Annotated in this window: 21 protein-coding genes; 12 read left to right on the top strand and 9 right to left on the bottom strand. The window is 41.0% G+C overall.

Annotated elements, in window-relative coordinates:
• Window positions 1-134: 134 nt before the first annotated feature.
• Window positions 135-548 (top strand): organic hydroperoxide resistance protein, encoded by a 414-nt coding sequence (locus BLU58_RS01195; protein ID WP_093290406.1) that lies wholly within the window; start codon window positions 135-137, stop codon window positions 546-548.
• A 63-nt stretch (window positions 549-611) separates the two neighbouring features.
• On the opposite strand, the gene BLU58_RS01200 is transcribed toward BLU58_RS01195, so the two are convergent.
• From BLU58_RS01200 to BLU58_RS01210, 3 genes are read right to left on the bottom strand one after another with little or no spacing between them, the layout of a single operon-like run.
• Window positions 612-1160, bottom strand: a complete 549-nt coding sequence (locus BLU58_RS01200; RefSeq protein WP_093290407.1) for a nitroreductase family protein — start codon at window positions 1158-1160, stop codon at window positions 612-614.
• Window positions 1161-1172: 12 nt separating this feature from the next.
• On the bottom strand, window positions 1173-2162 hold the full coding sequence (locus BLU58_RS01205; protein WP_093290408.1) for an alpha/beta hydrolase: 990 nt from the start codon (window positions 2160-2162) through the stop codon (window positions 1173-1175).
• 11 nt (window positions 2163-2173) lie between these two features.
• Window positions 2174-2773, bottom strand: a complete 600-nt coding sequence (locus BLU58_RS01210; RefSeq protein ID WP_093290409.1) for a GNAT family N-acetyltransferase — start codon at window positions 2771-2773, stop codon at window positions 2174-2176.
• Window positions 2774-2958: 185 nt separating this feature from the next.
• Between BLU58_RS01210 and BLU58_RS01215 the strand changes: the two genes are divergently transcribed.
• The 6 genes from BLU58_RS01215 to BLU58_RS01240 are packed head-to-tail and all read left to right on the top strand — an operon-like array spanning window position 2959 to window position 11388.
• Entirely contained in the window at window positions 2959-4335 is a 1377-nt protein-coding gene (locus BLU58_RS01215; RefSeq protein WP_093290410.1) for a diaminobutyrate--2-oxoglutarate transaminase, read from the top strand.
• Complete coding sequence (locus BLU58_RS01220) at window positions 4332-5849, top strand: pyridoxal phosphate-dependent decarboxylase family protein (protein ID WP_093290411.1); 1518 nt, start codon at window positions 4332-4334, stop codon at window positions 5847-5849. Before BLU58_RS01215 ends, BLU58_RS01220 begins: the two co-directional genes overlap by 4 nt.
• Window positions 5833-7674 carry an IucA/IucC family protein gene (locus BLU58_RS01225; RefSeq protein WP_093290412.1) on the top strand — a complete coding sequence of 614 codons (1842 nt, stop codon included), beginning with the start codon at window positions 5833-5835 and terminating at the stop codon, window positions 7672-7674. The genes BLU58_RS01220 and BLU58_RS01225 overlap by 17 nt, the downstream gene beginning before the upstream one ends.
• Window positions 7634-8221: a GNAT family N-acetyltransferase gene (locus BLU58_RS01230; RefSeq protein ID WP_255404527.1), complete on the top strand. Its 588-nt coding sequence runs from the start codon at window positions 7634-7636 to the stop codon at window positions 8219-8221. The genes BLU58_RS01225 and BLU58_RS01230 overlap by 41 nt, the downstream gene beginning before the upstream one ends.
• A complete protein-coding gene (locus BLU58_RS01235; protein WP_093290413.1) occupies window positions 8211-9545 on the top strand; it encodes a lysine N(6)-hydroxylase/L-ornithine N(5)-oxygenase family protein in 1335 nt (444 codons plus the stop codon). The genes BLU58_RS01230 and BLU58_RS01235 overlap by 11 nt, the downstream gene beginning before the upstream one ends.
• A gap of 13 nt (window positions 9546-9558) precedes the next feature.
• Window positions 9559-11388: an IucA/IucC family protein gene (locus BLU58_RS01240; RefSeq protein WP_093290414.1), complete on the top strand. Its 1830-nt coding sequence runs from the start codon at window positions 9559-9561 to the stop codon at window positions 11386-11388.
• A 69-nt stretch (window positions 11389-11457) separates the two neighbouring features.
• Here BLU58_RS01240 and BLU58_RS01245 read toward each other — a convergent pair whose 3' ends face one another.
• Together BLU58_RS01245 and BLU58_RS01250 are read right to left on the bottom strand one after the other, a co-directional pair.
• A complete protein-coding gene (locus tag BLU58_RS01245) occupies window positions 11458-12249 on the bottom strand; it encodes a transporter substrate-binding domain-containing protein (protein WP_093290415.1) in 792 nt (263 codons plus the stop codon).
• Between the two features lie 97 nt (window positions 12250-12346).
• Complete coding sequence (locus BLU58_RS01250) at window positions 12347-13678, bottom strand: anti-phage deoxyguanosine triphosphatase (protein WP_093290416.1); 1332 nt, start codon at window positions 13676-13678, stop codon at window positions 12347-12349.
• Between the two features lie 108 nt (window positions 13679-13786).
• Between BLU58_RS01250 and BLU58_RS01255 the strand changes: the two genes are divergently transcribed.
• From BLU58_RS01255 to BLU58_RS01275, 5 genes are all read left to right on the top strand, one after another.
• Window positions 13787-14485, top strand: a complete 699-nt coding sequence (locus BLU58_RS01255; protein WP_093290417.1) for a response regulator transcription factor — start codon at window positions 13787-13789, stop codon at window positions 14483-14485.
• Window positions 14482-15462, top strand: a complete 981-nt coding sequence (locus BLU58_RS01260; RefSeq protein ID WP_093290418.1) for a sensor histidine kinase — start codon at window positions 14482-14484, stop codon at window positions 15460-15462. The genes BLU58_RS01255 and BLU58_RS01260 overlap by 4 nt, the downstream gene beginning before the upstream one ends.
• Before the next feature lie 393 nt (window positions 15463-15855).
• A complete protein-coding gene (locus tag BLU58_RS01265; protein WP_176786431.1) occupies window positions 15856-17808 on the top strand; it encodes an ABC transporter permease in 1953 nt (650 codons plus the stop codon).
• Between the two features lie 145 nt (window positions 17809-17953).
• Window positions 17954-18724: an ABC transporter ATP-binding protein gene (locus tag BLU58_RS01270; RefSeq protein WP_093290420.1), complete on the top strand. Its 771-nt coding sequence runs from the start codon at window positions 17954-17956 to the stop codon at window positions 18722-18724.
• Window positions 18725-18882: 158 nt separating this feature from the next.
• A complete protein-coding gene (locus BLU58_RS01275; RefSeq protein WP_093290421.1) occupies window positions 18883-20829 on the top strand; it encodes an ABC transporter permease in 1947 nt (648 codons plus the stop codon).
• Window positions 20830-20887: 58 nt separating this feature from the next.
• On the opposite strand, the gene BLU58_RS01280 is transcribed toward BLU58_RS01275, so the two are convergent.
• The 4 genes from BLU58_RS01280 to BLU58_RS01295 form a co-directional block, all read right to left on the bottom strand.
• Window positions 20888-21505: a DedA family protein gene (locus tag BLU58_RS01280; RefSeq protein ID WP_093290422.1), complete on the bottom strand. Its 618-nt coding sequence runs from the start codon at window positions 21503-21505 to the stop codon at window positions 20888-20890.
• 155 nt (window positions 21506-21660) lie between these two features.
• Complete coding sequence (locus BLU58_RS01285) at window positions 21661-22080, bottom strand: DUF1801 domain-containing protein (RefSeq protein WP_093290504.1); 420 nt, start codon at window positions 22078-22080, stop codon at window positions 21661-21663.
• A gap of 158 nt (window positions 22081-22238) precedes the next feature.
• On the bottom strand, window positions 22239-23990 hold the full coding sequence (locus tag BLU58_RS01290) for an ABC transporter ATP-binding protein (RefSeq protein WP_093290423.1): 1752 nt from the start codon (window positions 23988-23990) through the stop codon (window positions 22239-22241).
• 1 nt (window position 23991) lies between these two features.
• Window positions 23992-25743, bottom strand: a complete 1752-nt coding sequence (locus tag BLU58_RS01295) for an ABC transporter transmembrane domain-containing protein (protein WP_093290424.1) — start codon at window positions 25741-25743, stop codon at window positions 23992-23994.
• Window positions 25744-25811: the final 68 nt, after the last annotated feature.

Genomic DNA, 25811 nt, shown 5'->3' on the forward strand with positions numbered 1-25811 from the left:
TCCCTATTATAACAATCAACTAAATTACACAAAATACAATTATATATAATTTAGTTGACGACAAACATCTACTCATGGTATATTTATATCACAAAATTAAATTTTGTAAAATACAAATACAAAGGTGAGATCCTATGCAAAAATTATATACAGCTGTCGCAAAAGCAACTGGAGGAAGAGAAGGCAAGGTTCAAACAGATGACTTACAATTGGATTTAAATATTGAAATGCCTAAAGCACTAGGTGGAACCGGAAAAGAAGGAACCAATCCTGAACAATTGTTTGCAGCAGGATATGCAGCATGTTTCGATGGAGCCTTAAACCTAGTCGCCCGTACAAAGCGAGTTAAAGTAGGGACTACAGAAGTGACCTCTCATGTTACAATCGGAAAAGATGCTTCTGGATTTGGCCTAAGTGTCGTATTAGAAGTTCACGTTCCTGGTGTATCGTTAGATGAAGCAAAAATGCTAGTTGAAGAAGCTCATCAAGTTTGCCCATACTCCAAAGCAACTAGAGGAAATATGGGAGTAGAATTAAAAGTAGTTTAATCAAAGAAAGCTGTAGACCATGTCTAAAAACAAGGTCTACAGCCTTTTTTCTCATTTACAGTGTTACATGATTGTCAAAAGTTCATCCACCGATTTACGCTGAGTCGCTTCTGGAGCATCATCAAAATATCCCATTTGCAAAATGCCAACTATTTTTTCATCACGATGTACACCTAAATGCTCTTTCATCAGACTCGTGATTTGCTCGCCAAAAGTTCTCCAAACTACACCTACTTGCTTCTCCCAAGCAACTAGTTGTATGTTTTGAGTTAAAGCAGAAGTGGCACATAAATCATCTTCCCACTGTTTACGATTCTCTTTCTGCTCCATCACTACAATTAGAAAGGCGGGAACAGTTTGAAGGTACGAGATAAAAGCGGCTAATGCTGTTTCAGATAGATGTGTGTAAGCTTTTTTTGCCATATGAATAATCTGCTGGCGTTGCTCACCATGAAATAAGATCAGCCTCCACGGCTCTGTTTTAGCATGATGGGGTGCCCATCGGGCCACATCAATAATATCTCGAATCGTATCAATGTCTAATGGTCGGTTTGAAAATTGGCGAATTGTTCTTCTTTCTTGTATAATTTGCATAATGGAAGTAGTAATCACTTTTCAATCCTCCTATCGAGTAGCAACTCGGGTCCAATGTAAGTTGTATATGTCTTCACATATCTCTTGATAAACGTCTACCATTTCACAAAATGCCTTATGTGCTACGGAAACTTGACCTGCCATATGGATAAAGCTATGTACCATTCTTGGATAATGGAGATGTTTAGTCATAACACCATATCCTTGCAATAACTCTCCATATTCCCGCCCTTCGTCATGAAGTGGATCAAATCCAGCTGTTACCACGATCGCCGGTGGCAAATTAGAAGCATCTGGAACAAGGAGAGGAGAAGCATAATAATTTTCGCCTTGCTCTGCTGATTGTAAGTAATGATCCCAAAACCACATCATTCGCTCACGACTTAGATTCATTGTCCCTTTTTGTAGGTATGATGGGCGGTCAAAAGAGCAATGAGTGACAGGCGTAATTAATAATTGCCCTTTAATTATGGAAGAACAACTATTTCGGAACCAGATAGCTGCCGCCGCTGCCAGATTGGCTCCAGCACTTTCGCCCCCAATCATAATCTGATCTGGATGGATTCCAAGTCGATACGCATTGTCATGTATCCAGTGTACCGCATCAGTGGTATCTACAAGTGGGATGGGGAACTTGTGCTCGGGCGCTAACCGATAATCGACGGACACGACAACCGATTGAGTACGATTTGCAATAAAGGAGCAAATAGAATCACAACTATCTAGATCGCCTAGTACCCATCCTCCACCATGCAGATAGATAAGAGCAGGTAATGGTTGATCTTTTGGTAACTGAGCAGGACGATAGATTCTCACAGGTAAAGCTGGTTTATCCAAACGTATCACTCGGTCATCCACTTGATTCACATCTACCTGTTCCCATCCTCCAAAAAAGGGTCTTCCCTCCTGGAAGTAGTATCGGGACTGTGTTGGAGATAGATCCGAGAGAGGTGGGTGGCTTAATTGATCCATATGGGTATAGATCTGATTTAAAAGGTGTAAAACATCTGATTCTATCATTTCTCTAGCCTCTATCCATTATATTTTGCTCTATACTTTATGCGGTCACAGATTAATAGCTCCGCAATTTTATGTGGTAGATGGATACGCCCAAACGATTGAAAACCTACTTCTAAAAGAGCAGGGATGATAATCCGATTCCTTACATCTGGTTCAACAATAAAGCGGTCCACATGGGGATAATAGGCAAAGCAATACTCTATTAGCTGATGTGCCATTGGAACAATGTATTTCTTAGCAAGATAAGTCCGGGGGCCAATCACGATATGAACTCCGAGATCGGTTTCTTGATAAGGGTAGTATTGGTGAATTAGGTCGTTTTTCACTTGGTACGTCATCATATAGCTAACCGATTCACCATTACATTCAATCCAAAAGTGATCCCGATCCGTTGCTCCAAACGAGCGATCTAAGTATGTAGTAAACTCTTCTCTTGAAACATTTAACTTCCAAAACGGAGCGATATGTTTCTGTTGCATCCATTGATAAAAAAACTCTTCATCTCGCAAACGATCCGCTTTTCTGATTGTAATAGTTTTATCTATTTGAGCATGATAGCGCGTCCTTGTATCATGTTGAAATTCTTTCACCTTAGATTCACAGGATGCCATTTTCGAACCCTTCCCTTTCTAAAAATACAGGTTATCTTTAATCTAATTGATAGTGATTATCACTGTCAATTTATTTTTTTAATGAAAACATATTTACAAACATTTTTAGCTAGGCTATAGTGAGGTCGTGTCTTTAGTGATAATGATTCTCATATACATTTTTCTACCCTTTAGGAGGCAACTCTATGAGTTCGGATACATATAACAATCAACATTATTTAGATCGACAATCCATTCGTGAATCAAATGCTCGCTCCTATCCGAGGCGAATTCCCCTTGCAATCAGAAAAGCAGTAGGGATTCAGATCACAGATGTAGAAGGAAAAGTTTATTATGATTGTCTAGCAGGCGCAGGTACCCTTGCTCTTGGTCATAATCATCCTGTTGTGAAGGAAGCTATTTTAGAAATGGTTCAATCCGACTATCCCTTACACACATTAGATCTTACAACACCGATTAAGGATGAATTTGTCGAAGAACTCTATTCTGTACTCCCTTCTTCTTTTGCTCAAAAAGCCAAAATCCAATTTTGTGGACCGGCTGGAACAGATGCAGTTGAAGCGGCTTTGAAGATTGTTAAAACAGCAACTGGAAAACGATCCATTCTTTCTTATCGGGGTGGTTATCACGGGATGACTCATGGAGCACTTAGTTTAATGGGGAACTTAGGAGCTAAGGAGGACATGCCTGGGCTGATGCCTGATGTTCACTTCCTACCCTATCCCTATCCGTATCGTTGTCCCTTCGGAGTCGGTGGAGACAAGGGAATAGAAGTTCATCAACACTTCTTAGAACGCTTTTTAGATGATCCTGAACGAGGTGTAACGAGTCCAGCAGGGCTCATTATAGAGATGGTACAAGGTGAAGGTGGCGCCATCCCTGCCCCAAATGAATGGGCTAGACATGTTCGTGAGACGACAAAGAAGCATGATATTCCCATGATTGTCGATGAGATTCAAACTGGTTTTGGCAGAACCGGCAAGATGTTTGCCTTTGAGCATGCTGAAATCGAACCAGATGTACTTGTTCTATCAAAAGCTATCGGGGGCTCCTTACCACTGGCTGTAGTTGTATATAAAGAGGAATTAGATAAGTGGGGTCCTGGGGCTCATGCAGGTACATTCCGCGGTAATCAGATGGCGATGGCCACTGGACTTGCGACGATTCGCTTTATTCGAGAAAACAACCTCGCTGATCACGCTGAGAAAATGGGGGAACTCCTACGAGGAAAATTACATCTCATCCAAGATGTAACGAATTCTATCGGGGAAGTTCGTGGAAAAGGGCTTATGGTTGGTGTGGAAATCGTCAACTTTAATCAATCTCCTGATCACTTAGGAAGCTATCCAGCTCATCCAGAGCTCGCGCGTCTCATTCAACAAGAATGTTTCAAACGAGGGTTAATCTTAGAGTTAGGTGGTCGTCACGGTAGCGTAGTGCGATTCTTACCCCCTCTCATCATTACTTCCGAGCAAATTGAAGAGATTACCAACATTTTTGGAGAAGCTGTTCTCGCAGCAGAAAAAACCCTTTCTCCCCGTCAGGAGGCAACGATCACATGAATGAACAAAATTGGGATCATTGGTTCCTAAATCATTCAGTCGGTTCCATCATTAATCAAAATTTAGCATCCGAAACGACCCGGGTAGCAATCGAAGAACAATTTGCCAAGCTTTCACAACCATATAGTGGAGCCAACATATCAGAAATCAAGAGAATGGTGGAACAAATTGAGATTTATCCGAAGGAGGGGGTTCCTTTGACGAAAGCCCTCTTCGAACTATCTCAAAGTGTCTTAAAGCACTCGATTGCCGTTCATCACCCACGCTCGATTGCTCATCTACACTGTGCACCGTTAATCCCTGCGTTAGCGGCGGAACAATTTATCTCGGCCACGAATCAATCGATGGACTCTTGGGACCAAAGCTCTGTAGGATCATTTGTTGAAAATCGGATGATCGAGTGGTTATGCGGGCTATATGGTTACCATTCTACAAGTGATGGCGTATTTACAAGCGGTGGAACCCAATCAAACTTCATGGGCATTCATCTAGCGCGCGATCACTATGCTACGTCAAGATGGAATTGGAATATCCAACAAAAAGGATTGCCTCCAGAAGCATCGAAGCTACGGATCTTATGCTCAGAGAAGGCTCACTTTACTGTTCAACAGTCAGCGGCATTGCTAGGTCTTGGCTCTCAATCAGTCATCTCCATTCCAGTTGATCAGCATCAACGAATGTCAATCCTTCATCTACAGGAGACGATTGAACATTTACTTCATGAAGGCTTAGAACCTTTTGCCATCGTAGCAACAGCGGGAACGACTGACTTTGGCAGTATAGATCCTCTCGCCGAAATCGCTGAGATTGCAAAACGACACTCGATATGGCTTCATGTCGATGCTGCATACGGTGGAGCTTTAATCTTAAGTGAACGAGAGTCTATCAAACTAGCCGGTATCTCACAAGCAGATTCCATCACAGTCGATTTTCATAAGTTGTTTTATCAACCCATTAGCTGTGGGGCTTTTCTTTTACGTGATCGGGAACATTTTGGGTACATTCGTCTTCATGCGGACTACTTAAATCCCGAAGATGATGAGGAGCAAGGCTTACCCAATCTCGTAAATAAATCGATACAGACAACGCGACGTTTTGATGCGTGTAAGTTATTAATTAGCTTGCAGGTATTAGGGGAAAACCAGTTTCCTAAGATGATCGAAACCACGATTGATTTAGCTAAAGATGTGGCCCACGATTTAATACATCATTCTTCTTTTGAAATAATCAATCCAGACCCTGAAATCAATGCGATTGTGTTTCGGTATCATGGAGTACATCAAAACTACTCTGATCATCAGTTAGATGAACTCAATTACCAAATTAGACAAGCACTCTTGCAATCCGGCTCAGCTGTCATTGCAAAAACGAGATATCAAGGGAATGTCTATCTCAAATTCACATTACTAAATCCACGGACCAAACGATCTGATATCCAATCACTATTAACTGAAATAACGAAGATCGGGAAGGAATTAGAAGGAGGGCTTATCACACATGCAATCTCCAAGTAGACAAATCGCCAGGCAACACAGCATGCAAAACCTACTAAACTGCTTTTTACGTGAAACACAAATTGGTTCGATTATCGATCGCCATTCTCTACCGCCTTCCATTACAGGCACAGTGAGTGTAGAAACTATTTTTGAAATCCCTTTAAAATCAATTGGCTTTACTCTGTTCGCACCTGCCTCCTATGTTTCAAAGACTGGGAGACACCTCTTTACGTTCCCACTCTACGTTGAGAGAGATTCAAAGATAGAAGAGCTAGATTTTGTATGGCTAGCTACGTTGTTAGCGAAAGAAGCAGCGGCGTTAGAGGGAGTTGGCTCCATTCCGAGTGATCTACTCGCGCGAATCTTGGAAAGTGAACAACTGATGGCCCAGTTTATCGAAAACCGTTCTACAGATCAGGAGTCCCTTACGCACACCTATTTTAGCTTTATTGAAGCGGAGCAATCACTCATAGTAGGTCATCTCCTCCATCCAACACCAAAGAGCAGACAAGGTCTACATGAATCAGAGCAAATTCGTTATGCGCCTGAGACAAAGGGGGCATTTGCACTCCACTATTTCCGTGTCCATCACTCGATTGTACTGGAAAAGTCAAATCTATCTGAAAGTGCAACCGATTGTATCAAGCAGGAACTACGCAATGATCAGACGATTTCTGCAAAGTGGAAAAGAACGTATTGCCAAGAAAATGATCATTTTTCAATTATCCCTATTCATCCATTACAAGCAGAACGTCTACTCCAACAGGAATGGGTTCAGGCCGCGATCTTAAACGGGACGATTTATAACCTCGGAACCATTGGTAGAGCATACCAAGCAACCTCTTCATTACGTACTTTGTACCACCCAGAGTCTCGCTTTATGATCAAGGGATCTGTTCCGATTCAAATTACGAACTCTTTGCGAGTAAACAAATATAAAGAGTTGGAACGGGGTGTAGAAGTTTCCAAGATCGTAGAAAGCCCGATTGGTAGTAACTTGCACGACCGTTATCCTGACTTCCAAATTATCACGGATCCTGCTTTCATCACGGTGAAACATCCAACTGAAGAAGAATCTGGATTTGAAATCACACTACGTTCCAATCCATTTACCTCTAGATTTGATCAACAAGTCACTTTAATCGCTGGTTTAGGACAAGACGTATATCCAGGTCAAGGCTCCCGATTGAAACAGATTATCGAAAATCTTGCTAAAATTGAGCAACGATCGGTAGCGGAGGTAAGTCGAAAATGGTTCCAGCGTTATCTCGGGATTTCACTCGAACCTATGCTTGATCTCTATTTACATCATGGAATCGCGCTAGAAGCTCATCAGCAAAATAGCTTAGTGCAACTTTCTATGGCCGGGTACCCGGTGAAATTTTTCTATCGCGATAACCAAGGATACTATTACGCAGAATCGATGTTTGAAAAACTACAAAAGTTGATACCCGACGTAAGCACCTTAAGCCAAACTATGTGCTCCGATGCAGTCGCAGATGAGCGTTTCCGGTACTACCTCGTCTATAATCACATGTTTGGATTGATCCAAGCTTTCGGAAATGCTGGCTTAATTGAAGAAGAGATTCTACTCTCAGATCTACGTGAAAGGCTCCAAGCATGGCGGGTTCATGATCGCCCTTCTTCTCAGTTCTTAACAAGCCTGTTGGAACATGAAGAGCTGCCCTGTAAAGCCAATTACCTTACCCGCTTCTATGAGATGGATGAGCTGGTTGGTTCCCTAGATACACAATCCATTTATACCCTGATTCCAAATCCACTTTCGAAAGGAGCAGCTTCCGTTGGTCAAACACAAGTTACCCCGTCAGACCATTTGGGATAGATCAATTGAGAAAGAAATTTCGTTTCGTCCCGTTCAGCTAGAAGCTGATTTCGAGATGCTCTACCAGTGGCATCAAGAGCCACATGTAGTTCCTTACTGGAATTTAAACATCTCCCGCGAAGAGTATCTCAAACACTTAACACAATTTCTCCAAGACCCCCATCACAGTTTACATATCGGATTGATCGATGGGGTTCCGATGAGCTATTGGGAGACCTATTGGGTAAAAGGAGACATTCTTGAAAATAGCTATGAATATCATCCAGCCGATCAAGGAGTCCATCTGCTCATCGGTGATACTGATTACCTTGGAAAAGGATACGCACTTCCTTTATTACGAGCGATTACCCATCTCCTATTTGAAAACGCTGAGACTGAGAAAGTAGTTGCAGAACCAAACTTTTTAAATAAGAAAATGATTCATGTTTTTGGAAAATGTGGATTCCAATTTCAGAAGAAAATCCCCTTACCTGGTAAGGAAGCGGCTCTTCTCTTCTGTGATCGAAATGAATTTAAACAAAGGTGGCAAAATACCCATGCAATCTAACACCCTGTATGATGTGATCGGAGTTGGGCTTGGTCCCTTTAACTTAGGGTTGGCATCATTATTAGACCCTGTAAAAGAGGTAAATGCTTTATTTCTCGAACAAAAGCCAGAGTTCGCTTGGCATCCTGGTTTATTAATCGAAAATACAACCTTACAAGTTCCCTTTTTAGCTGATCTCGTTACCATGGCGGATCCGACGAGTCCCTATTCTTATTTGAATTATCTACGTCACCAAAAACGTCTATATCACTTTTATTTCTTAGAACACTTTCATGTGCCGCGTAAGGAATATAGTCATTACTGTCAATGGGTTTCAAAGCAATTACACAGTTGTCAGTTTGGGAAACAAGTAATTGGATTTGAATTTCATCAACAAGATGATCCAACTCAAAACTACTACGAGGTTTGTGTGCGAGATACAACGAGTAAAGAGATCGACCTGCTACGTTGTAAGCATCTCGTTCTCGGTATCGGAACCGCCCCGATCATGGATGAGCGTTTCCAACAACTTTCGGATCAAGACGTCTTTCATTCTTCTTTGTTTCTCGAAAAGAAAAAACGATGCCAAGAAGCAAAGAAAATTACCGTGATTGGCTCGGGACAAAGCGCGGCAGAAGTGTTTCTGACCCTTTTTCAAGATCAACCAAATCATACCTATGAGCTAAATTGGTATACACGATCGAATGGATTTTTTCCTATGGAATATTCTAAGCTTGGTCTTGAACATTTTTCACCTGATTATACTCGCTATTTCTATTCGCTATCTCAAGAAAAAAAGGATGTGCGAAGAAGCAAGCAGGATTTGCTCTATAAAGGAATTAGCGCCTCAACGATCGCTGATATCTATGATCTATATTACGAACGCACCATAGGTGGGCAATCAGTTCCGGTTACCTTACAAGCTATGACTACATTAGAGTCGATCGAACCCCGATTTGACGGAACCTACGAATTAACGCTCAAACATACCGAACAGGAAATTATCTCCACTCACCAAAGTGATGTCGTGATCCTTTCAACTGGATATGCCTCTCAAGTAGATCTCATGCTACATCCTTTTGGTGAATACATCCAGCGCGACGAAAAACAACGGCCCATCATCCAAGAAGATTATCAAATTGCTACGCAGGGCTGTCAGAACAATCGAATCTATATCCAAAATGGTGAGCTTCATAGCCATGGTATAGGTGCCCCCGATCTAGGACTAGGAGCATATCGAAACTCAGTCATTATTAATTCCTTGCTTGGTTCAGAAGTATATCCTGTACAAGAGAAAAATGTATTTCAACAATTCGGCACAGCTCGTATTCCTAGCTACAATTAGAGGTGAGAAAACGATGACAATCAATTCATCTAGTCAAAAGATAAAGGAAATCCTAAATCCTGCTATCTGGGAAGAAGTTTCTGTACGACTGCTAAGTAAAATGCTTTCCGAAATGATGTATGAAGACATTATCCAACCCAAAGAAGTTTCCTATAACGTTAAACAAGCATCCTATTTATATGAATTAGAAGTAGCCAATCAAGTTGTTTACACCTATGAAGCAAAAAAGCATCTATTTGATAGCTATCAAGTTATCCCTTCCTCTATCAAACGAAGACAGGATGGTATCACCACTCAGGCTACCAATCCCTTACCGTTTCTACTGGAGTTACAACCTACGATTCCGATGTCTGGGGAAACAGCAGCTCATTTGATTCGTGAATATCAACAAACCTTGATCGCGGATGCTCATATTCTTCATAAAAAGAAAACGACTCAAGGCCTTGATCTGACGGGACTTGACTACTCCGATCTAGAAGGCATGATGGAAGGTCATCCTTGGATTACATATAACAAAGGAAGGATTGGCTTTAGCTATGAAGATTACCTCACGTACGCACCCGAACAGCAACAAACAACTCAATTTTTATGGGTTGCCGTTCGCAAAGATCATACCGATCTTCGAACTGTCGAGCAAGTTGATTTAGAAGCACTCATTACAGAAGAAATAGGCGCAGAGCTTTCTAATGAGTGGAAAAACCAACTCATCCAAGACGGACATTCTACAGATGACTATATTTTTATGCCCGTTCATGAATGGCAATGGGATCAATACCTGATTCAGATGTTTGCGGAGCAAATTGCCACCCAAGTCATCATCCCTATGGGGCGTGGTACAGACGAGTATCTACCTCAACAATCTGTACGCACCTTTGTCAATGTAACCAGAAAAGATCGCTACCATGTAAAACTGCCGATGAGCATCCTAAACACACTTGTTTACCGTGGACTACCAAGTGAGCGTACGGTCTTAGCGCCTGAGATCACCACCTATATCCAAAACATCCATCATCATGATTCCTTTTTACGTGATGAACATCGAGTGATTCTACCTGGGGAAAATGCAAGTATCAATTTAAGCCACCCTTACTTTGAAAAAATCGCAGGCTCTCCTTATCAGTACCTAGAACTACTCGGTTGTATCTGGCGAGAAAGCATCTATAACCTAATTGATGAAGGCGAACAACCAATTACCTTGGCTTCTCTTCTCTATGTAGACGGAAATGGAAAACCCTTCATTCAATCCCTAATTGAAAAATCAGGTTTATCCGTTGAAGAATGGATGAAAGAGCTATTTGCTACTCTCCTACCTCCACTCTTACATTATTTATATCAATATGGAGTCGTCTTCTCCCCACATGGACAAAATACGATCCTAGTTCTAAAAGACCACAAGCCTCACCGATTAGCAATCAAAGACTTCGTGGATGATGTTAACGTCAGCAAATACCCACTGCCAGAACTCGCAACCCTTTCAAGCGAACTTCGCCAAGTATTACGAAGCGAAGAACCAGAAGGACTATGCCAGTTTATCTTTACAGGATTATTCGTCTGCCATTTCCGCTACCTCGGACAACTGCTAGAAGCGCATACCGGTTGGAGTGAGCAATGCTTCTGGAAGGAAGTACGAAGCGTAATTGAATCCTATCAAAAGCGCTTCCCACAACTAGAAGAACGCTTCGAAGTGTTCGATCTACTGCGACCTGAGTTTACCAAACTATGCCTGAACCGCAATCGGATGCTCGATTACGGATATGGCGATGATGCAGAACGCCCTCATGCATCAGAGTTTGGAAAAGTGCGCAATCCGTTGGCATTAGGGGCGATTAATCAGTCATGTTAAAGTTGTTCAAAGTGAGTTGTACATAAAGAAAAGTGTGCGGAATCTCTGCACACTTTTCTTTATTTTTGATTACCCCTTCGATACATCCTCACCAAAATACTTTTTCGAGATCTTCTCCAATGTACCATCTTTCTTCATCTCATCCATTGCCCTATTAACCTCTTCTAACAACTTAGGGTTCCCTTTCGGAATAGGAAAGGCGCTTTCTGCACGTTCCATCGGTTCACCCACCGTTTTAAGTGGCAATTTATTTGTCTTCATCATCTCAGCAATCGCCAAACGATCATTCATACTAAAGTCAATTCGCTTCGCCGCCACATCACGCATAGCAGTCATCATATCTTCGTATGCTTTGATCTCTGCACCCGCATCAATGGCCATTTTTCCATAGTTACTAGTTGGCGTCTGACCGGCTTTCTTCCCTTTTACATCCGTAATCGCTTTAATCGAATCGTTATCTTGCGCGACCACTATTTGTGCAAATGAAACGGTATATGCTTGGCTAAAATCAAACTTTTCTTTTCGTTCCGGCTTGATCCCCACTTGATTGGCAGCAAGATCAATTTTTTTCGTTTGAAGACTTGTCAGCATTCCATCCCAAGGAATCTCTTGAAACTTCGCTTGAACACCTAACCGTTTAGCTATCTCTTTCGCTACTTCTACATCGTAACCGGTTAACTCATTCGTCTTCTCATCGTGATAACTAAAAGGCTTATAAGTACCCTCTGTCCCAATGGTAATAAATCCTTGTTTTTTCATTTTATCGTAAAGGTCCGTGCCCGTTGCTTTTTCTTGGCCACCACCGCAACCGGTCACCACCATAGAAAAAACCACCACGATTCCTAAAAGCCACTTCTTCATTCTCGTATTCCTCCTACAAACTAATCCCTAGTATATTAATATGAATTTAAGGTTTTATCAACAACAATCTTACGCTCCTTTCAAATAGCTGTCAACTCTAGTGATCAAAAAAACTTCGACTATGACCAAAGAGGCGAGCATGCATCTTGGTAGCAAATGAATCTGTCATCCCTGCGATATAATCACAAACGACCCTAGCCCGATCGGAATCGGAAGAAACTTGTTGATATAAGATGCGATCATTTTCGGAAAGAAGCAGATGATTATTCATCATCGCTTCGAAAAGTTGATGAATCATACGCTGACCTTTAAAGGCAACCATCTGCACTTTCTGTGAATGAATGACTCTCTCCATCACCACTTGACTAAAGCGTTCTAAGATAGCTTGTAAATCAGATGGCATCAAAACCGTATGAGAAATTCTCATCGAAGGAGTTTGATCCGCAAAAAAAAGCTGATGCACTTCTAAACTATGAATAAATGTGGAAATAATAGCACCAAAGACTCGATTTAGCTGATATTTTAAACTGTCTCTATCTGACTCCAATTGCTTTAAATTATAAATTGCTTGCTGAAGCGCAGGTTCTTTATTGTATTTGAGGAATACTTGTACTAGATCAACTAACTCATCTACCCGAAGAAAGCCAAGATTAATAGCGTCTTCGAGGTCGTGGGTCGCATAAGCAATATCATCAGCAAGCTCGATAATGGAACACTCTAATGGTTTATGTACCGTTTTTAGATATCCGTTAGGCAGTTCCTTGGTATGTGTCAGATGGGCACGCTCTTCTGTCGTCAAGGGAGCTAACATCCAGTCAAAAGCCTCTTGATCACTCTGATAGGCGCTTGCTTTCGGAGGATGCTGGGTTTGCGCTGGATCTGTCGCATCTGCCATCGCTTTATTAAGCAAGATTGGATACTTTAAAATAGACATTAGTAAACCCCGAGTCGGATTCAATCCTAGCTTTTTATCTCCTTCTAACCGGGTTAAGATACGAAAGGTTTGAGCATTCCCTTCGAAGCCTCCGTACGGCTTCATGCATTCGTGTAAGGCATATTCTCCATGATGCCCAAAGGGGGGATGCCCCAGATCGTGGGCAAGAGCGGCTGCTTCTACCAGTGAAGCATCTAGGCTCTGCTTTTCTTGAAAGACAGCATGATTCTCATTCAGATGAATCACAATTCCCCGGGCAATTTGGGCAACTTCCATCGAATGCGTTAGCCGAGTACGGTGAATATCACCCACATCTAAACCGATTACTTGTGTTTTCGCTTGCAATCGTCGAAACGCGGCACTGTGAACAATTCTGCCATAATCTTTTTCAAACGGATCCCGAGCATCTGATATGCTACTCATACTAGAAGGACCACGGCGCTCGTAATCACTGGTTCGATAACATGTGTTATACTCATTACGTTCCAATATCATTTTATACACCCCTATTTTTCTTAATAATTTACATGTTGTATTCTTTATATTCTCAAGTCAAATATTTTCATTGATCTACTCATTCACAGAAAAGAGGGTACGAACTTGATGTACAAAATTATGGTTGTAGAAGACGATCCAAAAATTGCTCAACTCCTACAAGACCACCTAACTCGCTATGAATTTCAAGTAGAAATTGCGACTCAATTTAACCAAATTACAGAAGAGTTTATGAGAATTCAACCTCATTTGGTACTCATGGACTTAAATTTGCCAAGCTTTGATGGATTCTATTGGTGCAGACAAATACGTCAGACCTCCAAGTGTCCGATTCTCTTCATCAGTGCTCGTGAGGGTAGTATGGAACAAGTGATGGCTTTAGAAAATGGAGCCGACGATTATATTACTAAGCCATTTCATTATGAAATCGTACTAGCAAAAATTCGTAGTGCTCTGCGGAGAGCATATGGAACGTATGCAAACCAAGGTGAGCGAACTGTAGAAGTAGAGGGTCTCGTTTTATACCCTGAGCGAATGTTACTTACACTAAAAGATCAAAGTGTTGAATTAAGCCAAAAAGAAGCCATTTTAATAGAAGCACTCATGGAAAAGAAAATGCGTGTGGTAAGTCGAGATCAACTGTTAGATCGACTGTGGAATGACCAACATTTTATTGATGATAATACACTTAATGTTTATGTAACTCGTGTTCGCAAGAAGTTTCGAGATCTTGGAATACAAGAAGCAGTTGAAACGGTAAGGGGATCCGGCTATATGCTAAAAATAACATGGAGCGGGGAAGCATGAGGCTATTTTATCGAGAGCACATCCCTCTTTTAGCTTTTTACTTTGTCCAAATGGCTTTGTTTCCCCTGCTTTACTGGCTAGATGGCTATAAGCATTTGCCTATCATCTTTTACTCGATGGGATTAAGTTTATTTTTCTTAACCACCTACTTACTACAACGCTTTATCAGCCACAAAACATTTTACCGTCGTATGTCCCAAACAGTAGATGCTTTAGAGGATGCGATGCAAAAATCAGGGGACTCACCCCTTCCGGAAGCACTGGATCATTTAATGGAGAGACAATTCCAATGCTACCAAGATGAAATCATTCACTACAAGAAAAAACTACAGGACCACATTACGTTTATCAATCAATGGGTTCACCAGATGAAAACGCCCATCTCCGTCATTCACCTGACCGTTCAAGATGACGATAACGAGCAGAGTAAGAGCATTCAGGAAGAGCTCGACCGCCTCCGTAAAGGCTTGGACATGGTATTATATGCTTCTCGATTAGATGAATTCGAGCATGATTTCCATGTAAAATCGATCTCCTTATCATCCCTTGTAAAAAAAGTAATCTCAGAAAATCGTCGCCTCTTTATCCGGAATAAAGTGTATCCTGATATTCAAGTTCCAGATGATCTAACCGTTTATAGTGATGAAAAATGGTTAGCCTTTATTTTGAATCAATTATTAACCAATGCAGTTCGATACTCTGCTGGAAAAGGGCAAAAGGTTACATTTCAGGTAAAGAAAGCGGGGCCTAATGTGGCGTTGGAAGTATGCGATCAAGGGATCGGAATTCCAAAACAAGATTTACGACGTGTCTTTGATCCCTATTTCACAGGTGAACATGGTAGAGAGTATCAAGAATCTACCGGAATGGGCTTGTACTTAGTACGCGAAATCTGTAAAAAACTAAATCATAGAGTTGTAATTGAATCAGAAGTCGGAGTCGGGACAACGGTGTGTCTTATCTTTGATCATGTCTGATAATCAGAGTGAACCCACCCGAAACAGAGACAGGAATAGAATTAACACATTGGTATGAATCAAAGCATGAAGCAACAAAACTACATTACGATTTTTCATCTCGTGCTGTACTCCCCTTTTCTTTGCAGGTATCCAGTCATTCGTTGCGCTAACGAGTATAAAAATGTTTTCTATAAACATGCTATCAGTAAGACTGTCGTCAGTCGGGATCTTTATCGCCATCCAAACGATTTATTTCTTCATTGTTCGCTCTCGCTATCTAGTACAACTAAAGCCTGTCATGGTGTGAAATACAACTCGATATACACTATAAGAAATGCATCGACAAAGGGATCTATTTCCATTCAGATCCCTCTGTTTCATGAAGGAATGTACCGAAGGGAGGGAACACTTATGAGATTTCGACAGTTTGCATTCAATAATATACGCCGAAATACTTTCACCTACATTGCTTACTTTTTAAGTAGCTCATTTGCCGTCATGACCTTCTTTACTTATCTTGTATTTGTATTCCATCCCGACATTTCAGAAACTCCAATCGGATTACCTGCCTCTTATGGGATGAAGGTTGCTGCTGTTATCACATTTATCTTTTCATTCCTGTTTGTCCTTTACTCCATTAGTGCCTTTCTTAGAGCTCGCCTAAAAGAATTTGGAATCCTAACCCTATTAGGTGCACCTCGAAAGCAACTAAACTACCTCATTTTCTTAGAAAATATGTTTATCGGTACCATTTCAGTAATCACCGGAATGTTTTGCGGGCTTCTCTTTTCCAAGCTGTTTCTACTATTCGGAGAGAATGTGCTCGATCTAAAGCTACCTATGTACGTTCCGATGAATGCAATCAAGATCACTATAGCCGCCTTTATGGGTCTCTTCCTGATCCTCTCATTCATGACAACCATTTTTATTCGCCAACGTAAGGCACTCGAAATGGTACAAGGGGCTAACAAACCAAAAAAAGAGCCAAGAGCATCCATTTGGCTAGCATTATTATCAGTCGTCTCCCTTATTCTAACCCCCATCCTCGTGTTGCAAGGTGGAATAATCAATCTTTTACTCGCACTTCTCTTTGATATGATTGGGATTTATTTCTTTTTTACACAACTATTTGTCGTCATCATTCGTTTATTAAAAAAGAATCGGCGGTACTCTTGGTATGGACTAAACTTACTATGGGTTACAGAATTGGCTTATAAGATGAAAGATAGCTCTCGCATGTTCTTCATGATCACGATCGTAGCCACAATGGCATGTACGACTGCCGGCTCTGTCTTGGCAATCCAGCGATATATTGAGTATACCTATACTGAAAACCCGTTTGCCTATACCATTCACTATTACGATTTAGACGCCAAGACAAACAAAAAAATTATCCATGTCGCCGAAAAGTTAGAGCAAACGTTAAAAAAGGAAGGAATCCCTTACCAGAAGTTTCGTCTTCATACAGTGGACATTCGTTTTCAATATGTAGGATATCTGAGTCTGATCCGCCAATCAGAATATCAGGAGATAGCAAATGCTCTTTCCTGCCCTAACATTTCCCTACAAGATCGTGAAGCCCTTTTTATCCCTTCTAATCTAGCACCGATAAATGAATCCATTGATAATCTAACTCATTTGACGTTTGTAAATCAAAAACTATCTGATAAGGTAGAAAGGCTCAAAATAAAGCATCAATACCCAAAAGCACTACTTCAACGAGAAAACCTAGTAGTGGTAAATGATCATACCTATGACCAGATCATCGAAGCCTTAGCCACTGATCCCTATACCCTCAATCAAATTGATCAATACCTACTTTCTAAGTGGAACGACCAAGTACTCCCTGACATACATTCACCAGAGGTAAAAATGGGGAGAGACTTAGCAAACTGGGAAGAAACGCTCTACGATAATGACAAAGTAACAGTGGATGGATATCTCATGAGTAGGGCTGAAGATTACTATTCGTTTAAACAGGTAACGAGCCTTGCCATTTTTATCGGCACATTCATTATCGCGATCTTTTCCATTTTTATTGCTAGCTTTTTATATTTTAAGCTGTTTATCGATTTACAACATGATCAGCGTTACTATCACGAACTATCTAAAATGGGGTTAAGTTATAAAGAGATGAGAAGAGCTGCAACAAAGCAAATGGCCCTTCTGTTCTATATTCCTCTTTTCTTCTCTGGAATCCAAACACTCGTAGCATTATCTGCCTTAAATCCACTATTCCCTGTTGCCACCAGTACCATAGCAACAGGATTGTGGGCAATCGGCATCTTTACTGCAATCCAAACCGTCTATTTTTTTATCGTCCGTTCTCGTTACTTAGCACAGTTAAAAAAAGTAATGGTGTAAGAATCAGACATGTAAGATATGCTATCTTACAAAGAAGTAAGGAAACGGTAAGCTAAATCCATGGTAGACCGGTTCCTTTTCCCTTACATTTGATATATAAGATTTATACATCGAATCAATCGATCTATGAGAGGAGCTCAAAAAAATGGGCATGCTAGAAATCCAAAAACTAAGCAAAATTTATAACGGTAAGGTGTCCACACGGGCACTTAACAATATTGATCTTACGATCGAGCAAGGAGAATTTGTAGGAATCATGGGTGCTTCCGGAAGTGGGAAAACGACCCTTCTAAACATGGTATCTACCATCGATACGCCTAGTTCAGGAAAAATTTTAATTAATAATCAAAACCCTCACCAAATGAAGAAAAACCAACTAGCGCAATTTCGTCGTCGCCAATTAGGCTTTGTATTCCAAGACTTTAACTTACTCGATACCTTAACCATCGCTGAAAACATCGTGCTACCTTTGACATTAGAGAAAAAAAGCCTGAGGGAAATGGATCAAAAGTTAAAAGCAGTCGCGGAGAAACTAGGAATTGTTGAGATTTTGAACAAGCGCACTTATGAAGTTTCTGGGGGACAGCGTCAAAGGGCGGCAATCGCACGAGCCACCATCCACTCCCCAGTCCTCTTACTAGCGGACGAGCCTACTGGTGCTCTGGACTCGAAATCATCTCGAAACGTAATGGAAATGATGGAGAAAATCAATCAAACAGACGGTACTACAACCATGTTGGTTACACACGATCCTCTCGCAGCAAGCTACTGTCACCGTGTTGTCTTCATTAAAGATGGTGAACTATATAACGAAATCCATCGTGGACAGAACAGACAGGACTTCTTCCAAGAGATTATCGATATGTTGTCGTTCTTGGGCGGAAATGCACACGAACTTTCGTCAGTTCGCGTTTAGGAAGAAAAGTGCAGTGGAAAGAGCTTAAGCAAAACAGCTCATTTTACATTACCTTTTGGTTATCACCTCAGAGGGATCTGTTTTTATCACAGATCCCTCTATTTTCATGGGACAAAAATACGCACTCTGCAAGCAACATACCTTGGAGGAACTTCTTTATGAGCTTTCGACAATTTGCACTAAATAACATACACAGAAATGCCTCTACTTACATTGCTTATTTTTTGAGTAGCTCGTTTGCTGTCATGATTTTTTTCACCTATCTCGTTTTTATCTTTCATCCCAGTATTATAAAAGATCAAACTGGACAAACAGCCTCTTACGGAATGATAATAGCTTCTTATATCACGTTTATTTTCTCATTCTTGTTTGTACTCTACTCCGTTAGCGCCTTTCTGAAGGCACGACTAAGAGAATTTGGAATCCTAACCATATTAGGTGCACAGCGCAAACAGCTAAACTACCTCATTTTCCTAGAAAATATCCTAATCGGTACAGCCTCTGTAATAACGGGTATATTAGGTGGACTCCTTTTCGCCAAACTGTTTCTCCTTTTTGGTGAAAATATACTTGATTTCAAACTACCTATGTATCCCCCAATCCTTTCAATCTGTGTCACAGTATTTGCTTTTATGGCTCTCTTCTCCATCATTTCTTTCATGACCACCATTTTCATTCGCCAACGTAAAGCACTTGAAATGGTTCAGGGATCTAGCAAACCTAGGAAAGAATCCAAGGCATCTATTTGGCTTTCTTTCCTATCTGTGGCCTCCCTTTCTTACGCTGTTTATCTAATCGCACAAGATGGCCATGAAAAAAGTGCTGCATTAGCACTACTATTTAATAGCATCGGGCTTTATTTCTTCTTTACCCAACTATCTGTGGTCATCATCCGATTACTAAACAGGAATCGTCTTTTCTCTTGGCGCGGACTAAACTTACTATGGATTACCGAACTCGCTTACAAAATGAAGGATAATGCTCGGATGTTCTTCATGATTACCATGATAATCACAATATCATGTTCGACAGCTGGCTCTGTATTAGCCATCCAGAACTATGTGGAAAACACCTTCACTGAAAGCCCATTTGCTTATACAGTTAGCCAAAGAGAACTAGATTCTACAAAAAAAGGCATTTCTGTTACGCAAAAGATAGAACATACCTTAAAACAAAAAAGCATATCATATCAAAAACTTTCTTCCAATACCCTAGAACTTGCCTTTCAACATGTAGGTTATATAAGATTCATCCGCCACTCAGAATATCTGGAAATGGCCAAAGCACTTTCTCTTCCACTAGTTTCTCTGCAAGATCGTGAAGCCCTGTTACTTAAGTCGCCCTTGATCACACAAAAAGATTCGTTAGACAAGCTAGCTCATCTTTCATTTGAGAGCCCGCAACTAACCAACTCACTAGGCAATCTCAAAATCAAAGAGCAATATACAAAAACACTATTCCTATCAGAATATACTGCAGTAGTAAATGATAAAACGTATGATCAAATCGTGAGCGTTTTATCTGATCCGGACATCATAGACCAGCGATATCACTATCTAATCCCTAGTTGGAACAACCACACCATCCCCAATACAAATTCAATCGAGTTGAAAACAGGGTTAGAATTGCGACAGTGGGAGTATTCCTCCCCTATCGATAGCACAGAAGAACTAGACGGTTATATAAACAGCCGTGCACAAGAGTACTATACGCGTAAGCAGTTAACCAGTATCGCTATCTTTATCGGCCTATTTATCGTTGCGATTTTTTCCATCTTTATCGCTAGTTTCTTATACTTCAAGCTATTTATCGACTTGCAACATGATCAGCGATACTATCATGAATTATCTAAAATGGGATTAAGCCTAAAAGAAATGAAAAGAGCCGCGACGAAGCAAATCGCTATACTTTTTTATATTCCTTTGTTCTTCGCTGGAATCCAAACTATAGTTGGACTTTCTGCAATAAATCCCCTGTTTTCTACAAAGACCGATACCGTAATATCCGGATTATGGGCGCTTGGCATCTTTACTGCGATCCAAACCGTTTATTTCGTAATCGTCCGTGCTCGTTACTTGGCACAACTAAAACGTGTGATGGTGTAGGGAAGATATATGAAAGGGATCTGCTCTTATGAACAGATCCCTTTCTCTCATTATGATTTTAATTTACTATAAGTCTCCAAGCCCGCCGAGCATACCAGATTAGAAATAAGGCACCTAACAAATATGTAAGCACAAGTAGAGCTTGATTATATATTTTTAGATAACCTATTACTAATCCCCACTCTAACCCTAGGGCAAATCCAAGGATCAAGAGTGCTGAATTCCAAATAAGAGAACCCAGCGTAGTGAATAACAAAAATCGTCCAAATTTCATTCCCGATACACCCGCAAAGATCGAAATGAAACTACGCAGAAACGGGAGCATTCGGCAAAAAAATATAACCCACGTCCCACAGCGTCGGAACCAATTAAGCCCTCGGCATACATCTTCCTTTTTTAACATGAATACACGACCATAACGATCCACTATTCGCTCCAGCGAGCTGATTTCTAGCATATTCCCTATATAGTACAAGATACTCCCACCCACAACTGATCCTAGCGTTGAAGCTATGATTACATCTGTAAACGTTAAACTTGTCTCTGTCACCATAAAACCGCTTAATGTTACAACCGTTACATAAGGGATGGGCGGAGATACATTTTCTAAAGCAACTAATAAGAATATGCCTATATCACCAAGAGCTTCTATAAAATCCATAATCCAAACTTCCAAGCTTACAACCCCCAAAACCAACACAACGAAATATAAGCCATATCGTAAATAATTATATATTTATTTAAACACATTCCTACCACACATCAAAGAAAAAAATCCCATAAAAAAAGCCAGCCTTATAGCTAGCCTACGCCTTATTCAACTCGGAAGACTTACGGGTAAAGCTTCTTCAAAAAGTCCACAGATTGATGAATCAACATTTTCAACACATCCACATCAATATCAGCCACTTTGTTAATATATACACAAGCCTTCCCTGTAGTATGTCGGCCAAACTTTTTTAGTAACTCACCCCTTGCTTCATCTCCTGGAGCAAAGTATAAACTAATCTTCGCTTTTCTAGGCGAAAAACCAACTAACGGCGCATCACCTTCATGTCCAGAAGCATACCGATAGTGATAAGAACCAAAACCAATGATACTTGGCCCCCACATCTTTGCTGTATAGCCTGTAGTCTCGGTAAAAATATCAAGTAATTGATATGCATCTGCTTTCTTTTTCTCGTTTGGAAGTAGCTCTATAAACTCAATCACACTATTCTCTGTCTCTTTCGTCTTACATTCATACGCCATCATAATCATCTACTTTCTAATCTTCTTTATCTAAAATGATTCCCTTTTTTTGTATGATTATATGATCCAGATACAATCAGATACTCTCTCCTGAAGAAATTGCCGTCCCCCTTATTGGTAAGGAGGACGGCAACTTGATTGGTTGTATGGATCGATTTCTAGTTCGCCACTAAGGAGGTCGCTCCCTGCTGAAGGAGATACATTTTATGATAAAGCCCCTCTTCAGCTAACAGCTCTTGATGTGTTCCACGTTCTACAATCTCTCCGCGATGGAGCACAAGAATTAAATCAGCATCCTGAATCGTAGAAAGTCTATGCGCAATGGCAATCGTGGTACGACCTTTACGCATTTTATTTAATGCCACTTGAATCGCTTCTTCCGTCTCAGTATCGACACTTGCCGTGGCTTCATCTAAGACAAGGATCTTCGGATCGATTGCCATCGTCCGTGCAAAGGAGAGTAACTGCCGTTGTCCGCTAGAGAAAGTAGCACCCCGCTCCCCTATCGGTTCATCATATCCTTGCGGTAGCTTTTCGATAAACGTATTTGCCTGCACAAATTCCGCAGCCTCTTGCACCTGTTCGTCTGTAATCTCCTGATTATGCAAACGAATGTTACTCTTCACATCCCCGTAGAACATAAAAGAATCTTGTAACACTAGGCCCATTTTACTTCGCAGCTCTATATCGGAAAAGGTTTCGAGCGGCTGACCATCAATTAAAATCGTTCCCTGTGCAAGCGGATAAAAGCGCATCAAGAGCTGAATGGTTGAACTTTTTCCACTTCCAGTATGCCCCACTAACGCTACCGTTTGACCTGGTTTTGCCTTAAAGGAGATATTTTTTAACACATCCGTCTCTCCATCATAAGAAAACGTTACATCACGAAACTCGATTTCTCCTGCTGTAATCTCAGGGGTCCCTTCGCCTTGTTTCACAGGAGCAGATTCAGTCTCATCCATTAATTCAAACACACGCTCAGCCGATACAATAGATTGTTGCATGGGTGCTAGACGCATCATGATTTGGTTAAATGGCTCAAATACACGCTCAAACAGGTTGATAAACGCAAACATCTCTCCGATAGTAACGGCCCCATCAAAAGATAAAATTCCAAAGTAGTACAGAACGAGTACTAAAGCAAGCGCATAAACAACACGTGTCGCAGGACGTAACAGTAAACCAAACAGCCTGAGATTACGCATATTTGCTTGAAAATGCTCATGATTTAATTCTCCAAACTCTTTCTGTAGTCGTTTCTCTTGGGTAAAGGCTTGGATCATGTTCATCCCACCGAGAGATTCACTTAACTTCGCATTCATCGCACTTAGCTTTTCACGGGATTTACGGAACGATACAGAAGAGTGCTTCTGATATGTTCTCATCAACCACCAAAAGATGGGCAGGATAAATGTCGTTACTAATGCTAAACGCCAGTTTAATGCAAATAAGGCGGCAAAAACCCCGATCACATAAATCGCATTTTGCATAAAAGAGGCAAGTACCTCAACATACAAATCTTTCACCGCTTCTGTGTCATTCGTGATCCTTGATACAAGCGAACCGGTTGGCTTCTTATCATAAAACGATAGGCCGAGGTGTTGTACACGTGCAAATACATCCGTCCTAATCTGTCTTACTATCCATTGTGCCAAGGTATGAAAGCGAACTAATTGATAGTAATGGAGAATTGAAGACAAGATATGCAATCCTAAAAATACACCCCCATAAATCGCTATCCAAGTTGGGTCGAAATTTCGAGGACTCACCATCTCATCAATGTACTTTGCGGCAAGCGGGACAGCAAAAACGTCTGCCGCAGTCGCTACTAACAAGAATCCAAATGCTATCCAAAAATACGTACGATAAGGTGATAAATAGCTAATCAATCTACGTGCAGTCGTGGACATATTATTTTCCTCCTTCCATGATTAAAGATTCAAGTTGCTGACTCTCATACATCTCTCTATACCAACCATCTAGATTCATTAATTCTTCATGGGTTCCTCGTTCGGCGATGCGTCCATCTTCCATGACCAGAATTAATTCAGCTTCCTCTACTGCACTGAGTCGATGTGCGGCAATCATCGTCGTTTTATCAGATCGGTTCATTCGTAGTTCATGTAAAATGGAGTGCTCTGTCTTCGCATCCACTGCCGACAACGAATCATCTAGAATCAATACCTCTGGATTTAGAAGAAGTGCTCGGGCAATCGAAACACGTTGCTTTTGCCCCCCAGACAAGGTTACCCCTCGTTCTCCCACTACCGTTTCATATCCTTGTGGAAGTTGCATGATATCCTCATGAATGCAAGCCACTTTGGCTGCCGCCTCAATCTGTTCCCTAGTTGCATCTGGATTTCCAAAAGCAATATTTTCCGCAATATTAGCCGAGAAGAGAATATGGTCTTGTGGCACATAACCTATCGCTCTTCGTAAGTAACTCATTTGGTATTGGTCTATCGGTTTATCTTTAATCAAGACCTGTGCCTGTGATCCTTCAAATTCACGAAGTAGCAAACGGAACAAGGTCGTCTTCCCACTTCCCGTTTTTCCGACGATCCCCAGCGTCTGCCCTTTCTTTAACGAAAACTGAACATCTTTCAGCGCTTGACTCCCTGCCTCTGGATATTGAAACTGCTTCACCTTATATTCAATATCACCTGATGGAATTTCCGCTACCGCATCAGATAAATCTTGAATCTGCGGCTCAGTTGTTAATAATGCATTTACTCGGTCGTAAGAAGCACGCCCTTTTTCTACAATGTTAAACAACCAACCAAACGCTAACATAGGCCAAATGAGACGACCTAATAAAACGGTAAACTGAGTAAGTTGACCAACCGTAATCGTGTCATCTAGTACTTTTAATGTCCCTACTGCAATCGTAATCAAGGTAGAAATTCCCATTAAGATAATAATAGTAGGGTCGTATAGCCCGTCAACTCTTGCAACTGCGACATTTTTCTGAACCACATCATCTAACAATCCACCAAATTCTTTCTTCTCATCATCTTCTTGACCAAACGCTTTTATGACACGAACCCCAGCCATCGACTCCTGAACCTTATCATTCATCGTTGAGAATGCTTTTTGTGCCAAATGAAACCTCTTATGTAGCAGCGTTCCATATCGGTTCGTACAATAAGCTAAAATGGGAAGAGGTAAAATAGCAAGTATGGTTAGTTGCCAATCGATGGTAATCGCCATCGTCCCGATGACCAAACCACCTAACACAACCGTGTCCGTTAAAGTCATAACACCTTCTCCAGCGGTCATCGTCACCGCTTGAATATCGTTCGTCGAATGAGCCATCATATCCCCAATTCGTTGCTTATGGTAAAACTGAGGCGACATCTTAGTAAACGACTTATACAGGCGATCCCTTAGTAATTTACCTAATCGATGGGCTGCTCCAAAGATGGAGATACGCCATAAATAACCACAAACATAAGCCAAAATCCCAAAACCGATTAATATAAGCGCATATTGAAGTAAATGATCGTACGTAAGTTGCTTCGTATTTACTAAATCTATAATCCGACCCACCATCCAAGCCGGGACAAGTTCTAATATCGCTAGGATGATTAAGGCAAAAAATCCAACGAGATAGCTTCGTTTTTCTTGTTTAAAAAACCACCATAAGTCTCTAAAAACACTCAAATCTCCCACACCCTTTCAAAATAAAATACAAAAAAGACCCTAGGAATCCCTAAGGTCGTCGAAATAAA

This window comes from Thermoactinomyces sp. DSM 45892 (assembly GCF_900107305.1).
Lineage (GTDB): Bacteria > Bacillota > Bacilli > Thermoactinomycetales > Thermoactinomycetaceae > Baia.

Bases quoted from the DNA above. Each gene is read 5' to 3' on its own strand.
- BLU58_RS01195 (WP_093290406.1), top strand. From the start codon at position 135: ATGCAAAAATTATATACAGCTGTCGCAAAAGCAACTGGAGGAAGAGAA.
- BLU58_RS01205 (WP_093290408.1), bottom strand. From the start codon at position 2,162: ATGATAGAATCAGATGTTTTACACCTTTTAAATCAGATCTATACCCAT.
- BLU58_RS01210 (WP_093290409.1), bottom strand. From the start codon at position 2,773: ATGGCATCCTGTGAATCTAAGGTGAAAGAATTTCAACATGATACAAGG.
- BLU58_RS01215 (WP_093290410.1), top strand. From the start codon at position 2,959: ATGAGTTCGGATACATATAACAATCAACATTATTTAGATCGACAATCC.
- BLU58_RS01220 (WP_093290411.1), top strand. From the start codon at position 4,332: ATGAATGAACAAAATTGGGATCATTGGTTCCTAAATCATTCAGTCGGT.
- BLU58_RS01225 (WP_093290412.1), top strand. From the start codon at position 5,833: ATGCAATCTCCAAGTAGACAAATCGCCAGGCAACACAGCATGCAAAAC.
- BLU58_RS01235 (WP_093290413.1), top strand. From the start codon at position 8,211: ATGCAATCTAACACCCTGTATGATGTGATCGGAGTTGGGCTTGGTCCC.
- BLU58_RS01240 (WP_093290414.1), top strand. From the start codon at position 9,559: ATGACAATCAATTCATCTAGTCAAAAGATAAAGGAAATCCTAAATCCT.
- BLU58_RS01245 (WP_093290415.1), bottom strand. From the start codon at position 12,249: ATGAAGAAGTGGCTTTTAGGAATCGTGGTGGTTTTTTCTATGGTGGTG.
- BLU58_RS01250 (WP_093290416.1), bottom strand. From the start codon at position 13,678: ATGATATTGGAACGTAATGAGTATAACACATGTTATCGAACCAGTGAT.
- BLU58_RS01255 (WP_093290417.1), top strand. From the start codon at position 13,787: ATGTACAAAATTATGGTTGTAGAAGACGATCCAAAAATTGCTCAACTC.
- BLU58_RS01260 (WP_093290418.1), top strand. From the start codon at position 14,482: ATGAGGCTATTTTATCGAGAGCACATCCCTCTTTTAGCTTTTTACTTT.
- BLU58_RS01265 (WP_176786431.1), top strand. From the start codon at position 15,856: ATGAGATTTCGACAGTTTGCATTCAATAATATACGCCGAAATACTTTC.
- BLU58_RS01270 (WP_093290420.1), top strand. From the start codon at position 17,954: ATGGGCATGCTAGAAATCCAAAAACTAAGCAAAATTTATAACGGTAAG.
- BLU58_RS01275 (WP_093290421.1), top strand. From the start codon at position 18,883: ATGAGCTTTCGACAATTTGCACTAAATAACATACACAGAAATGCCTCT.
- BLU58_RS01285 (WP_093290504.1), bottom strand. From the start codon at position 22,080: ATGGCGTATGAATGTAAGACGAAAGAGACAGAGAATAGTGTGATTGAG.
- BLU58_RS01290 (WP_093290423.1), bottom strand. From the start codon at position 23,990: ATGTCCACGACTGCACGTAGATTGATTAGCTATTTATCACCTTATCGT.